General features: G+C 68.7%; 11 protein-coding genes. 9 read left to right on the forward strand and 2 right to left on the reverse strand.

Annotated elements, in window-relative coordinates; translation table 11 throughout:
- Window positions 1-75 precede the first annotated feature (75 nt).
- Window positions 76-1,227, forward strand: a complete 1,152-nt coding sequence (locus QZ647_RS12725) for an 8-amino-7-oxononanoate synthase (RefSeq protein WP_291272524.1) — start codon at window positions 76-78, stop codon at window positions 1,225-1,227.
- 1 nt (window position 1,228) lies between these two features.
- On the opposite strand, the gene QZ647_RS12730 is transcribed toward QZ647_RS12725, so the two are convergent.
- The gene (locus QZ647_RS12730) at window positions 1,229-3,823 is read right to left on the reverse strand and encodes a PAS domain S-box protein (protein WP_291272525.1); all 2,595 of its coding nucleotides are present in this window, start codon (window positions 3,821-3,823) and stop codon (window positions 1,229-1,231) included.
- 153 nt (window positions 3,824-3,976) lie between these two features.
- Between QZ647_RS12730 and QZ647_RS12735 the strand changes: the two genes are divergently transcribed.
- The 8 genes from QZ647_RS12735 to QZ647_RS12770 all read left to right on the forward strand — a co-directional run bounded on the left by QZ647_RS12735 (window position 3,977) and on the right by QZ647_RS12770 (window position 13,157).
- The gene (locus QZ647_RS12735; RefSeq protein WP_291272526.1) at window positions 3,977-4,600 is read left to right on the forward strand and encodes a tetratricopeptide repeat protein; all 624 of its coding nucleotides are present in this window, start codon (window positions 3,977-3,979) and stop codon (window positions 4,598-4,600) included.
- Between the two features lie 49 nt (window positions 4,601-4,649).
- Entirely contained in the window at window positions 4,650-5,258 is a 609-nt protein-coding gene (bioD, locus tag QZ647_RS12740; protein ID WP_291272527.1) for a dethiobiotin synthase, read from the forward strand.
- A gap of 36 nt (window positions 5,259-5,294) precedes the next feature.
- On the forward strand, window positions 5,295-7,172 hold the full coding sequence (locus tag QZ647_RS12745; protein ID WP_291272528.1) for a sensor histidine kinase: 1,878 nt from the start codon (window positions 5,295-5,297) through the stop codon (window positions 7,170-7,172).
- A gap of 9 nt (window positions 7,173-7,181) precedes the next feature.
- The gene (bioA, locus tag QZ647_RS12750) at window positions 7,182-8,546 is read left to right on the forward strand and encodes an adenosylmethionine--8-amino-7-oxononanoate transaminase (protein ID WP_291272529.1); all 1,365 of its coding nucleotides are present in this window, start codon (window positions 7,182-7,184) and stop codon (window positions 8,544-8,546) included.
- Window positions 8,547-8,642: 96 nt separating this feature from the next.
- Window positions 8,643-9,662 carry a fumarylacetoacetate hydrolase family protein gene (locus QZ647_RS12755; RefSeq protein WP_291272530.1) on the forward strand — a complete coding sequence of 340 codons (1,020 nt, stop codon included), beginning with the start codon at window positions 8,643-8,645 and terminating at the stop codon, window positions 9,660-9,662.
- 34 nt (window positions 9,663-9,696) lie between these two features.
- Window positions 9,697-10,734, forward strand: coding sequence for a proline iminopeptidase-family hydrolase (locus QZ647_RS12760; protein ID WP_291272531.1), 1,038 nt, complete (start codon window positions 9,697-9,699; stop codon window positions 10,732-10,734).
- Window positions 10,735-10,742: 8 nt separating this feature from the next.
- Window positions 10,743-11,600, forward strand: a complete 858-nt coding sequence (locus QZ647_RS12765) for a flavin reductase family protein (RefSeq protein WP_291272532.1) — start codon at window positions 10,743-10,745, stop codon at window positions 11,598-11,600.
- Window positions 11,601-11,693: 93 nt separating this feature from the next.
- Window positions 11,694-13,157, forward strand: coding sequence for an amidohydrolase family protein (locus QZ647_RS12770; RefSeq protein ID WP_291272533.1), 1,464 nt, complete (start codon window positions 11,694-11,696; stop codon window positions 13,155-13,157).
- A gap of 5 nt (window positions 13,158-13,162) precedes the next feature.
- Here the strand turns inward: QZ647_RS12770 and QZ647_RS12775 are convergent, their stop codons facing one another.
- The gene (locus QZ647_RS12775; RefSeq protein WP_291272534.1) at window positions 13,163-14,050 is read right to left on the reverse strand and encodes a mechanosensitive ion channel family protein; all 888 of its coding nucleotides are present in this window, start codon (window positions 14,048-14,050) and stop codon (window positions 13,163-13,165) included.
- Window positions 14,051-14,208: the final 158 nt, after the last annotated feature.

Below are 14,208 nucleotides of genomic sequence, written 5' to 3' on the forward strand. Positions count from 1 at the left end.
GGGATCCGCGATGGATCCCTCTCAGATCCTAACATTCCCCCACCCTTACCCTGCCCCGAAGGCCCCCGAGGTTCCGTGATCCCGCCCGCCTGGCAGCAACGCCTTCAGCAGCAGGCCGGACGCCGCCGGGCCCTGGGCCGGGACCGGGCCATCCAGCCCGACGCCCGGCCCGCCGCAACGGTCGATGTCTGCTCCAACGATTACCTGGGCCTGCGGCGGGATGCCCGGCTCGCGGAAGCCGCCGCCTCGGCCGCCCGGGCCTTCGGCACCGGCACCGGGGCGGCGCGCCTGCTGCGGGGGACCACGGCGTTGCACGATGAGCTGGAAGGCGCCCTGGCCCAGTGGAAGGGCACGGAGGCCTGCCTCCTCTTCAACACCGGCTTCCAGGCCAACGCCACGCTCATCCCCGCCCTGGTGGGCCGCGGGGATGCCGTCTTCTCCGATGCCCTCAACCACGCCTCTCTGGTGGACGGCTGCCGGATGGCCCGGGCCGGGGGAGCCCACCTGGGCATCTACCGGCATCTGGACCCGGCGGATCTCGAACGGCAGATGGCCGCCTGGCGGGCCGCCGCCTCCCCCGATGCCCTGGCCCTGGTGGCCACGGACGCCGTCTTCAGCATGGATGGCGACGCTGCGGACCTGCCGGCGCTCGTGGAGCTTTGCGAGCGTCATGGCGCCCTGCTCCTCATCGACGAGGCCCACGCCACGGGCCTGCTCGGCGGCAGCGGCGCAGGACTGGCGCAGCAGCAGGGCGTCCACGGCCGAGTGCCCCTGGTGATGGGCACCCTGGGCAAGGCCCTGGGTTCCTTCGGCGCGTTCATCTGCTGCGGGGACCTGATGCGCGACCACCTGGTGAACACCGCCCGGGGGTTCATCTTCTCCACAGCCCTGCCCCCACCCTCGGTCGGGGCGGCCCTGGCGGCGGTACGGATCGCCCAGGCCGAGCCCTGGCGCCGGGAGAAGGCCCTGGCCCTCGCGGACCGTCTGAGATCGGGCCTGGACCAGCCCCATCACCCTTCGGCCATCGTTCCGGTCACCATCGGACCCGATGCCGAGGCCGTGCGCCTTGCCGCGGTCCTCCAGGCCCGCGGCTTCGATGTGCGGGCCGTGAGACCCCCCACCGTGCCCGAGGGGTCGGCCCGGCTGCGGCTCACCACCGGTGCGCACCTGGAGGCGGCCCAGGTCGAAGCCCTCCTGGCGGCCCTTCGGGAAGCCTTGAAGGATTGATTCAGCCCTCCAGGGCCTTCTTCATGGCCTGCGCCAGGCTGGTGCTCTGGAAGGGTTTCTGGACGAAGGCCACCAGCCCCTTGCCCAGGAAATCCTGGATGGCCTCCTGCTCGTTGTAGCCGCTGGTGAGCACCACCCGGCAGCCCGGGTCGATGCGGCGCAGTTCCCGGAAGGTCTCGACTCCTCCCATGTGGGGCATGGTGAGGTCCAGGAGCACCGCCCGGATGGCGCCGGCGGCGCTGCGGAACCGTTCCAGGGCCTCCATCCCATCCTTGGCCAGGATCACCTCGAAGCCCATGGAGCGGAGCAGGGCCTCGGCGACGGTGCGCACACCGTCCTCATCGTCCACGACCAGAACGGTCCCCGACCCGCGCCAGGCATCCACTTCCGCTTCTTCTGGCTCGAAGTCCACGGCCCGGGTGCCGGCCGGGAAGATCACCTTGAAGGTGGTCCCCTTGCCGGGCTCGCTGTAGACCCGGATGCCGCCCTTGTGGCCGCGGATGATGCCCTGCATGGCCGACAGGCCGAGGCCGCGCCCCGTGAACTTCGTGGTGAAGAAAGGCTCGAAGATGCGCGCCTGGACCTCGGGCGTCATGCCCTGGCCGGTATCGGCGACCTCCAGCGTGAGGAAGGCGCCCGGTGCGATGTCCTGGCCGGGGAAGTCCCGCGTCAGATCCGCTTCGGAGTAAACCTGGAGCCCCGTCCGGATGGAGACGATCCCTTCCGCTTCACCGATGGCCTCGGAGGCATTGGTCACCAGGTTCATCACCACCTGCTGGATCTGGGACGCCTCGGCCATGAGGGCCGGAAGGCCCGTCTGAAGCTGGAAGCGGAGGCTCACCTTCTTGGAGATGGAGACTCCCAGCAGGTGCGACATCTCCTCCACGGCCTGGTTCAGATCCAGCGGGGCCACCACGAACCGCCCCTTGCCCGAATAGGCCAGCATCTGCCGCGTGAGGCTCGTCGCGCGGTGGACGGTCTTCTCCAGGTTCTCCAGGTAGAGCTGGGCGGGCGACAGGCGCGGGATGCACATCTGCGCCAGGTTGATGTTCCCGAGGATGGCCGTCAGCAGGTTGTTGAAGTCGTGGGCGATGCCCCCCGCCAGAACGCCCAGACTTTCGAGCTTCTGGCTCTGGAGTTGGGCCTGCTCCGCCCGGCGACGCTCGGTGATGTCCGTGATCATGCCGAGCACGCTCACCACCCGGCCTTCGTCATCCAGGACGGGGTTGCCCGTGACGATGGTCCAGACTTCCGAGCCGTCCTTCCGCTTGAACCGGAAGTCGTGCTGGGCGCTGATGCCCTCCCGGCGCTGGGCCATGTTGCGCCGGGAAGCGGGGATGTCGTCGTCGAACTCGAAATCGGTCAGTGGCCGTCCGATCATCTCCGCTGGCGGGTACCCCAGCATCTCCGCCATGCGGCGATTGACGAAGGTGGTGTTCCCGTCGGGATCCAGCACCCACATGCCTTCGCCCATCACCTCCACCAGTTGCCGGAACCGCGCCTCGCTCTCCCGCAGGGCCCGGGCATCCTTCCGGTGGCTCTCCACCTCTTCCGCCAGCTCATGGGTGCGGGCCTCCACCTGGGCCCGGATCTGCGCCTGGCCGGCCAGCAGCGTCCGCACATAGCCCGCCAGGAGGAAGCTGAAAGCCAGGCCTCCGGCGAGGACGCCCCAGGCCCGCCAGCCGGCCGCCAGGGGATAGTGCCCGGGTCCGGGCGTCACCACCACGACCCAGCGCCGACCTGCCAGCTCGAACTCGCGGGTGAGGCGGAGCGGCGACGACTTCGCCGGACCTTCGGGAGGAAGCGGAGATGGCTCCGCGTGCAGGACGGATTCGGAGGGCGGGGCGCTGGCATCCAGCAGCCGCAGCTCCACGCCCCGGGGCTCCAGGATGGCCAGGGATTTCTGCACCAGGTCTCCGGCGCGGAAGACGCCCTGGACCACGCCGCGGGAGGGGCCATGGGGACTGCGCACCGAGGCCATCACCAGGAGCCCGAACTGGTTGCCCTGCTCCTGGATGAGCCGGATCCGCCCGCTGGCGGAGAGCTCCCCCGTGCGCAGCGCCCGCTCCAGAGCCTGCTGCCGGGTGGCCAGGTGCTCGGCGGCAAAGCCCAGGGTCACCTCGTTGCCCTTGTAGGGACTCACGAAGGCCACGCCGTGGAACCGGGCATCGGCCGGGAGGATGACCTCCTGCCCCGCGGCATCCCGGTTGAAGAATCGGAATCCGGAGTACTTGCGCCGGGCCTCGGCCTCGAGGGCGGCCCGGTTCCCGGGACTCACTTCCGGCAGCCACTGGAGCGCCTGGATGTAGGGGTGCAGGGAGAGCGTGAGCGAGGTGAAGGCGTCGAAATCCTCCCGGGTCACCTGGTCGCTGGATTCGAAGTAGCTCCGGAGGACGAGGACATCCTCCAGCCCGTGGCGGAACCCCTGGATCACGCTCTCAGCCCGGTCCCTGGCCGCGGCCTGGAATTCGGCTTCCACCTGCCGACGGCGGGCATCCCGGGCGAGGAAGAACCCCGCCAGCGACAGGGCCACGCCAGCCAGCAGCACCAACACTGCGCGCGATCGACCTGCAATGGGAGCCCGGGGCTCGGTCACGAATACCTCGGCATGCGTTTCGGGGGAAGGTGGATCATCCTCACAGGGTGTCTTCCCTTTGGGGAACCCCGTCCTTTTTTCATCGGCTTTCCAGTCCAGAGCATGACCTGTGGGACAATAACAGGGGACCGCTGGGTCATCAGGAGGTGGGGCTTGAACCGGAACATCATGTTCGCCTTGGCGGGAGGACTCGCCGTGGGAGCCCTCGTGGGCTACTTCTTCGGTGCCAGCAGCCAGAGGGAGGCCGGCCCCGTGGTCGCCGCCCCCACCGCCGCCGCTCCGATCATGCCCGCCCCCTCCCTGGGTGGCGCCGTCGCCCCCGGAACCCCGGGAGGCATGCCGGGTGCCGTCCTCCCGAATGCGGAGACCCAGAACCGCATGGCCCGCCTGCAGGCCATGGTGGCCGCCGACCCGAAGAACCACGATGCCTGGGTGAGCCTGGGCAACGACTACTTCGACACCCACCAGCCGCAGAAATCCGTGGAAGCCTACGCCAAGGCCCTGGCCCTGAAGCCAGAGGATCCGAATGTCCTCACCGACCAGGGCGTGATGTACCGCCAGCTGAACCAGTTCGACAAGGCCGTCGCCAACTTCCAGAAGGCCGCCAAGCTCGACCCCACCCATGTCCAGAGCCTCTTCAACCTGGGCGTGGTCTACGCCCACGACTTGCAGAAGCCCGACGAGGCCACCAAGGCCTGGAACAAGGTGCTGGTCCTCGCGCCGAACAGCGAGCAGGCCGCCCAGGCCCGGCAGCAGCTCAGCCAGCTGAAGAAGTAGCCCGGCCCTGCCCCCGACGGGCGTCGGCCCTTCCTGCGATCCTGAAGCCATGCTCGATCTGGATTCCCTTCCCCATCCCCTCTGGGTTCTCGGCACCGGCACGGGGGTGGGGAAGACGCATGTCTCCGCCCGCATCGCGCAAGCTTGGGCGGCCCACGGCCCCGTCACCTATCGCAAGCCCTTCCAGACGGGCGTGGACAGGGCGGACCACCCTGACGCCGACGCCACGGCCGTGCGCGGTCCAGGCATCGCCACCGAGAACCATGTCCTGCTGAAGGAACCCCTGTCCCCGCTGGCCGCGGCCCAACACGAAGGCCGAATCCTCGACCTCGACGCCACTGCCCGCTGGTGCCTGCGCCCCACCGAAGGGCGCGTGCTGCTCGAAGGCGTCGGCGGCCTCATGGTGCCCCTGGCTCCGAGGACCCACTTCCTTGGCTGGGCCACGGATCTGAAGGTGCCCTGCGTGCTGGTGGCCCTGGGCGGTCTCGGCACGCTGAACCACACGCTGCTGTCCGCCGAGGCCCTCATGCTCCGCGGCTGGCGCATCGAAGCCGTGCTGCTCAACCCCGGCGCGGATGGCACGGACCCCCTCACGGCCGAGGAGAACGCCCGCATCCTGCGAGGGTTCCTTCCAATCCACATCCGTGTCGTGAATTAAATCATCTGTCCCGCGCAAACACCCGATGAGGAGCCCATGTCGGACGCCCTCTCGCGCCACGCGGTCCTGGCCTCGCTTCTGTTCGGGGTGGCGGGTTTTCTGGCCAACCTGCTGCGCGTCGAGATCTTCTTCAATGTCGACTTCATCTTCGGGTCGGCCTTCGTGATGTTCGCGATCCTCCATGCCGGCCTCGGCCCCGGCGTGGCCGCCGCCCTGCTGGCGGGCAGCGCCACCTGGGTGCTCTGGAACCATCCCTGGGCCCTGGTGATCCTCGCCGCCGAAGCCATCTGCGTCGGCTGGTTGGTCCGGCGCCGATCCTGGGACCTCCTGCTGGCGGACATCCTCTTCTGGACCGTCCTGGGCGCGCCGCTGGTCTGGGTGTTCTACCACCACCTGCTCCACACCTCGGTCCAGACGACGACCCTGATCATCCTGAAGCAGGCCGTCAACGGGATCATCAACACCATCCTGGCCTATCTCATCCATGTGGCCTGGCGCGCCTGGACGCGGCCTGGGACCGGGATCCGACCGGCCCTCCGCCCCGCGTTCTTCATCACCATGGTGGCCATGGTCGCCTTCCCGGCGCTGCTGTTCCTCGTGGTCTATGTCCGGCGCGGGATCCACCAAGAGGAGCAGCTGCTGGTCCGCCACAGCGCCGAACTCGACCAGGTGGCCCGCCAGGCGCTGCGGGAGTGGATCGAAGACAAGCACCAGGGCGTGACCACCCTCGCAGCCCTGGCCACCAGGCCAGGAGCGCCACGCGAGCGCCTGCAGGAGGCCACGGAGATCATCCGCGCGGCCACCCCGGCCTTCCGGCGGGTGGGCGTGCTCGATGCCAGGGCGGATGTGATCGCCTACAGCCCCCTGAACGACGACGAGGGGCGCCCGGTCCTCGGCAGGAATTTCGCGGACCGGCCCTATCTCCCGGCTCTGCGGGCCTCGCTCCGTCCCCTCGTGGGTGACTTGGTCATGGGACGGATCGGCCCCACCCAGCCCATGCTGCCCCTCCTGGCGCCCATCCTCCGGGAGGGCCGCTACGACGGCTACTGCATCGGGGTCACCAACCTCGACCATGTCCGGGAGCTCCTGCAGACCCTCGCCGGCCAGAGCGGTGCCCAGCTCACCCTCCTGGACCGGAATCAGCGGGTCATCAGCAGCACCCGGCGGGAACTGGCGGTCATGTCCGAATTCCACCCGCCCATCGCGGAAACGAGGCCCCTGGGCGAAGGGGCCTGGCAATGGATCCCCAGGCTCAAGCCAGGGACCAGCCGCATGCAGCGCTGGAGAAGCTCCCTCCTCGTCCGGGAGGGGCTCCTCACGCCGCAGTTCCCCTGGAAGGTGCGGGTGGAACTGCCCCTGGTGCCCATGCTCGATTCGCTCACGCGGATCAGCCTGTTCGGCCTGGGAACGCTTTATCTCCTGATTCTCGGCACCGCGGCCCTGGCCCAGACCCTCAGCCAGAGATTCACGGACTCCATCAGCAAGCTGGAAGCGGCCACCCGGGCCTTCCCCCTGCTCCTTCAGGCCGATGCCGGCACGCCGCTCGCCCTCCCGCCCAGCGGCATCGAGGAGATGCACCGGCTCAACGGCCATTTCCAGCAGATGGCCGACGCCCTGCGGTCCTCCTTCCACGAATTGAATGCCCTCAAGGACACCCTGGAAGAGCGGGTGGCGACCCGGACCCGGGAACTCCAGGAGGCCGTCGACACCATCAAGACCCTCCACGGGATCATCCCCATCTGCGCCTCGTGCAAGAAGATCCGGGACGACCATGGTTCCTGGAACCAGCTCGAGACCTACATTTCCCAGCACACGGACGCCGACTTCACCCACGGCATCTGCCCGGAGTGCTCGGAACGCCTCTACCCTGGGCTGCGGCCCAAAAGCTCCGAGGGTCGATCCGGGCCGGCCTAGACTATCCGGATGCCCACGCCCCTTCCCCCCGACTGGTCTGACCGCTTGGCCTTTGACCGCGCCCACCTCTGGCACCCCTTCACGCAGATGAAGATCCACGAGGCGGACCCACCGGTGCCGGTGGTGGGCGGCGAAGGCTGCGACCTGCTGCTGGCCAACGGCGAGCGCGTGCTGGACGGCGTCTCCAGCTGGTGGACCTGCCTCCACGGCCACGGCCATCCCCGCCTGGTGAGCGCCCTGGAGCGCCAGGCCGCCCGGCTCGACCATGTCATGTTCGCCGGCTTCACCCACGAGCCCGCCCTGGAGCTGGTGGCGCGGCTGAAACCGAAGCTGCCCGCCAACCTCACCCGGGCCTTCTTCTCCGACGATGGCAGCACGGCCGTGGAGGTCGCCCTGAAGATGGCCTTCCAGGCCCAGCTGCAGCGCGGCGAGAAGGGCCGCGACCGCTTCGGTGCCCTGCGGGGCGGTTACCACGGTGACACCCTGGGCGCCGTGGGCGTGGGCGAACTGGAGAACTTCATGACGGGCCTCTTCCGGCCCCTGCTGCTGGCCTGCGAGCGCTTGGAGGTGCCCGAGGATCCCCGCCGCGAGATCCAACCCGACCTGGCCGGCTGGCCGGAGCGGCTGGCCTCCGCCCGCCAGGCGGTTCGCGCCTTCTTCGCCGCCCACGGGGAACGCCTCGCGGCCTTCATCGCCGAGCCCCTGATCCAGTGCGCCGGCGGCATGCGCATGTGGCCGCCGGAGCTGCTGCAGGAGCTCCGTGCGCAATGCGATGCCCATGGTGTCTACCTCATCCTCGACGAGGTGGCCACGGGCTTCGGCCGCACGGGCACCTTCCTGGCCTGCGAGCAGGCCGGCGTGGCACCCGACCTGCTCTGCCTCTCCAAGGGCCTCACCGGCGGGACCCTGCCCCTGTCCCTCACCTGGGCCACAGAGGGCCTCTACGAGCAATTCTGGGGTGACCCTGCCTCCGGCCGCGCCTTCCTCCACGGCCACAGCTACACCGCCAATCCCACGGCCTGCGCCGTGGCCTGCGCCAGCCTCGCCCTCTTCGAAGAGGAACCGGTGCTGGCCCATGCTGCAACCATGCACGCCGCGATGACGGACGCCTTGACGGTTCTGTCCGCCCATCCGGCTGTAAGGCAAGCCCGCGTCCTCGGCACCATCGGGGCGTGCCGCCTGGTGGATCCCGCCACGGGCGAGGCCCACCCCTCCGACGACCGCTTCGGCTGGCACCTGCATCGCCGGGCCCTGGATCACGGTCTGCTGGCGCGGCCCATCGGGGACTGCCTCTACCTGATGCCCCCGCTGAACACGCCCCCGGCCCGCATCCGGGAGGCGGCGGCCACCCTGGTCGAGCTTCTGCCGCGCTGAGGCCGCGACAAAGGTGCCTGGGCTTCAGCGCCTGAATGACGATGCCTGAGTAGTGTTTTTCCGGCGGTACACTGGCCTTTTACCCTGGAGCGCACGATGAAGCTGGTGACTTTCCTGCAGGCTGGAAACGAGAAGATTGGCGCTGTGATGCCGGGAGGCCGACTCCTCGACTTCGCCGCCGCCGAACCCCGCCTGGCCGTGGACATGCTCGCCCTCATCCGGCGCCAGGACGAGCTGATGCCCCTGGCCCGGGCCCTCGCCACGGCGCCGCCCACCGCGGCCCTCATCGACCCCGCCACCATCCAGCTGCTGGCGCCCCTGCCCCGCCCGGTCTCCATGCGCGACGGCTACGCCTTCCGCCAGCATGTGGCCACGGCGCGGCGCAACCGCGGGCTGGAGATGATCCCCGAGTTCGACCTCTTCCCCGTCACCTACTTCACCAACCACCTGGCCGTGACGGGCCCCGGCGAGGTGCGGGTGCAGGATCACCACCTCGTGCGCCTCGATTTCGAGCTGGAAGTGGCCATCGTCACGGGGCGGCCCCTGAAGAACGCCACCCTGGCGGAGGCCGACGACGCCATCTTCGGCTACATGGTGATGAACGACTGGAGCGCCCGCATGCTCCAGATGGAGGAGATGAAGCTCTCCCTCGGCCCCTGCAAGGGCAAGGACTTCGCCACCAGCCTGGGTCCCTGGCTGGTCACGAAGGACGAGCTGAAGCTCGAGCAGTCGGGCCACGGCGAGGTTCTCCACGCGGCCATGACCTGCACCGTGAATGGCCATCGCCTGTCCGATGGCAACGCCGACAGCATGAACTGGACCTTCGCCCAGATCCTGCAGCGCACCAGCTATGGCATCCAGATGCACCCCGGTGAGGTCATCGGCAGCGGCACGGTGGGAACAGGCTGCCTGCTGGAACTGAATGGCTCGAAGATCACCGACAACCTCTGGCTCAAGGCCGGCGACGAGGTGGTGCTCGAGATCGAGGGCCTGGGCCGCCTGGTGAACACCATCACCCATGTGCCCGAGCGGCTGGTGGACATGCCCGCGTCCCTGGTGGGCGGCATCCTCCCCGACCTCTATGCCGGGACACCCTCCGGCGAGGCCGGGGACTGACTAGACTGAGGCATCCCCCATGCCTGGAGCACCCATGCGACGCCTCTTCGTCCTTCTCCTTGCGCTGGTGCTCGGATCGGCAGAAGCCTCTGCCCAGAAGGCGCCCAGCCTGCGTTCCTATTTTGAGGATCCCTCGGCCGTGCGCGAAGGCGGCGTGAAGGTCATCTCCATCCAGACGCCCAAGGGCCCGTTCAAGGTCTGGACCAAGCGCTTCGGGAACAACCCCCGCATCAAGCTGCTGCTGCTCCACGGCGGCCCCGGCTCCACCCACGAGTACTTCGAGTCCCTGGAAGGCTTCCTGCCGGCCGAGGGCATCGAGTTCATCTACTACGACCAGCTGGGCTCGGCCCGTTCGGACCAGCCCAAGGATCACGACCTCTGGACCACGGAGCGCTTCGTCGAGGAGGTCGAGCAGGTCCGCAGGGCCCTGGGCCTCGACCGGTCCAACTTCTACCTGCTGGGCCACTCCTGGGGCGGCATCCTCGCCGCGGAGTACGCGCTGAAGTACGGCGCCAACCTCAAGGGCCTGATCATCTCGAACATGATGATGAGCATCCCCGACTACAACCGCTATGCGGCTGAGGTGCTGGCCAAGGGCATGGACCCCGCCGTGGTGAAGGAGGTGAAGGACCTCGAGGCCAAGGGCCAGTACGAGAACCCCCGCTACATGGAGCTGCTGCTTCCCCACTTTTATGCCAAGCACCTCTGCCGTCTGCCGGAGTGGCCCGATGCCTTCAAGCGGTCTTCGGCGCACGCCAACAACGACATCTATGTCCTCATGCAGGGTCCCAGTGAATTCGGCGCCTCGGGGCGGCTGGAAAAGTGGGACCGCAAGGCCGACCTGCCCAAGCTCGGCATGCCCACGCTCGTCATCGGCGGCACCTACGACACCATGGATCCTGCCCACATGAAGTGGGTCTCGACTCAGGTTCAGCACGGCAGCTTCCTGCTCTGCCCGAACGGCAGCCACATGTCCATGTGGGACGACCAGCGCACCTACTGCGAAGGCCTCATCCGCTTCCTGAAAGAAACGGACGCGGGCCGGAAGACGGTCACCTTCAGGAAGCCATGAGTCAGCGTATGACCCTGCGCACCATCCTCCCCACAGACCTCTCGCCCATCGAGACCAATGCCCTGCTCTGCAGCGGTGTGGCCCCCCGGCCCATCGCCCTGGCCAGCACGGTCTCGAAGGAGGGCATCCGCAACCTGTCGCCCTTCAGCTTCTTCAACGCCTTCGGCTCGAACCCGCCCACGGTGGCCTTCGCGCCCAACCGCCGGGGCCGGGACGGCACCGTGAAGCACACCTACCTGAACGCCGTGGCCACGGGCGAGTTCGTCATCGCCGCCGTGAGCCACGCCATGCTGCATCCCATGAATGTGGCCAGCGCCGAGTGGCCCGACGGCGTGGACGAATTCCCTAAGAGCGGCCTCACGCCCCTTCCCGCCCGCTTCGTGACGCCCGCCCTGGTGGCCGAGAGCCCCTTCCAAATGGAGTGCCGCCTGCAGCAGGTGGTCGAGCTCGGCCACGGTCCGGGATCCGGCCTCATGCTCATCGGCGAGGTGCTCGCCTTTCATGTGCGCGAAGACTGTTTCAGCGGCGGCGTCCCCCACCCCGATGCCCTGGATCTCATCGGCCGCAACGGCGGAGCGTTCTACACCCGCGCCAGCGGCGCGGCCGTCTTCGAAGTGCCCAAGCCCGCCGGGAAACCCCTGGGCTACGACGCCTTGCCCGAAGTCCTGAAGCAGAGCCGAGTCCTCACCGCCAACGACCTCGGCCAGCTGGCCAACAGCCCGGGCCTGCCGGACCTCTCAGACCTGGCGCGTCAGCCCGGGGATCCGGCCGCGCCCCTCGGTCTCGAGCAGGCGATCCGCCAGGCCCTGGCCTCGGGGGACCTGGCCGAGGCCTGGCGCCTGGTGGGGCTGCGCCTGCAAGCCTGACCCGCGCTCGCAGGAGCGGTGCCCGGCCCGATTCCCCTTGCCGGGGGCCAAAGCCCGGCAGTAGCGTGGCACTCACGGCCCACAGGAGCTTGCATGTCCGTTCACGCACGACTCGCCATTCTGGCCTTCGCCCTCGGAACAGCTCTGGCAGCCCAGCCTGCGCGCTCGGCCGAAGTCCGCGCCTTCCTGAAGGTGGACGCGCCGGTGGTGGCCCTGGTGCACGCCCGCGTGGTGGATGGCACCGGCGCCCCTGCCCGTGAGGACCAGACCCTGGTCCTCCGCGACGGCCGCATCGAGGCCATGGGCGCGACCACCACCGTGGCGGCGCCCAAGGGCGCGCAGGTGCTGGACCTCACGGGTCACACAGTGCTCCCGGGCCTGGTGGGCATGCACAACCACCTGTTCTACACCCACTCCATCCACAGCGACGAGAAGGGCGCCGCCGTGGCGCCGGGACGGCTCTTCGCCGAGATCGCCCACTCGGCGCCGCGCCTCTACCTGGCCTGCGGGGTCACCACCATCCGCACCACGGGCAGCCTGGAGCCCTACACGGACCTCAACATCAAGCGGCAGATCGATGCGGGCCTCCTCCCCGGACCCAAGATGGATGTGACAGGTCCCTACCTCGAAGGCCTCGAACCCATGACGCCGCAGATGCATGGCCTGCGGAACCCCGAGGAGGCTCGGCGCTTCGTGGACTTCTGGGCCGATGCGGGCGTCACCTCCTTCAAGGCCTACATGAACATCCACCGGGCTGATCTGGGCGCGGCCATCCAGGCCGCCCACGCCCGGGGCCTCAAGGTGACCGGGCACCTGGGCTCCGTGACCTGGCCCGAGGCCATGGTCCTGGGCATCGACAACTTCGAGCACGGCCCCATCTATACGGACGCGGAGTTCGCACCCGGCAAGACGCCGGACATCTGCCCGCCGGTCGCGGCCTCCTGGGGCGCCTGGCTCAAGGCCGACCTGGAGGGAGCCGAGGTCCAGAAGCTCATCCGCGATCTGGTGGAGAAGAAGGTGGCCATCACCTCCACCCTGCCGGTCTTCGAGATGATGGTGCCCGGCCGGCCGCCGCTCCAGCCCCGCGTGCTGGCGGCCATGTCCGCCGAGTCCAGGGCCAGCTACCTGGCGGCCCGCGCCAAGGTCCGTGTGGTTCCCAACAGCACGCCCGAGCAGCTGCTCAAGAAGGAGATGGCCTTCGAGCGGGCCTTCGTGAAGGCCGGCGGCCTGCTACTGGCGGGTCCCGACCCCACCGGCATGGGCGGCGTGCTGCCCGGGTTCGGCGACCACCGGGAGCTGGAGCTGCTGGTGGAAGCCGGATTCACGCCCGCAGAGGCCATCCGCATCTACACGGCGAATGGCGCGGCCTTCCTGGGCCGCCTCGACCGCATCGGCACCCTGGCACCGGGCAAGCAGGCGGACCTGGTGGTGGTGAAGGGCGATCCCACCACCCGGATCGAGGACATCGAGCAGGTGGTGACGGTCTTCAAGGACGGCCTCGGCTACGACTCGGCCAAACTCATCGAGTCGGTGCGGGGCCATGTGGGCATCCGCTAAGCCGGTCAGTCGCCGGATTCCATTCCCGGGACAGCCCCTTCACTCCGGTGGTGCACCACCCGTTGGGGATAGGGGATCTCGATGCCGGCCTCCCGGAAGGCGAGGAGGATGCGGTGGCGGAGTTCCCGGGCCACCTCCCACTGGGCTCCCGGGGCGGTCTTGGTGAGGGTCAGGATGGTGAATCCGCTGGCCCCGAGGGTCTCGATGCCCTTCACCTCCAGCGGCTCCAGCACCTGGTCGGGGCGGTCCGCGTGCAGCTTCCGGCCGATGTCCTTCAGCGCCTCGAAGGCCCGGTCGGGGTCCGTGTCGTAGCCCACCTCCACCTCCACCCGGGCCCGGGCGAAGTCCTTGGACAGCACCACCACGCGCACGATGGACCCGTTGGGCACGAAGTGGGCGCGGCCCTCGGCGTCCCGCACCTGGGTCACGCGCAGGGTCATGCGCTCCACAGTGCCGATGTGCTTGTCGTCCACATTGATGATGTCGCCCACGCCGAACTGGTTTTCCAGCAGGAGGAAGAACCCACTGATGACATCCTTCACCAGGCTCTGGGCGCCGAAGCCCAGGGCCACGCCCGCCACGCCCGCACCGGCCACCAGGGGCCCGATGTTCACGCCGAATTCCTGCAGCGTCATCAGCAGGAAGAAGGCCACCACCAGGGCGCGGGCCGCATTGGTGAGCACCGAGCCCAGGGTCTCCGCCCGCCGCTCGGCATCCGAGGTCACGCCATCGTTCCCGTCATCCACGGCCCGGCGCACCGCGCGGACCACCAGGGAGACTCCCCACAGCAACGCCAGGCAGGTCAGGAGCACCAGGCCCAGGTTCTGGGCTCTCTCCCAGAGGCCGTGGGTGGCGAAGGCGAAGGTCTGCAGGGTCGTGGCAAGGATGGGCATGTCGGTTCCAGAGCGTCAGCGTATCAGGGCCGCGGGCGCGGCTTCGAGGGTTCCAAAGATTGGTCTTTCGAAATCAGACATTCATCGAAAGCAGTCATCATGGCCAAGGTTTGATTTGTAAAATTCATGGATGGCAATTCTGGTTCAACCCGATCATG

It is taken from the genome of Geothrix sp. (genome assembly GCF_020622065.1).
Classification (GTDB): Bacteria; Acidobacteriota; Holophagae; order Holophagales; family Holophagaceae; genus Geothrix.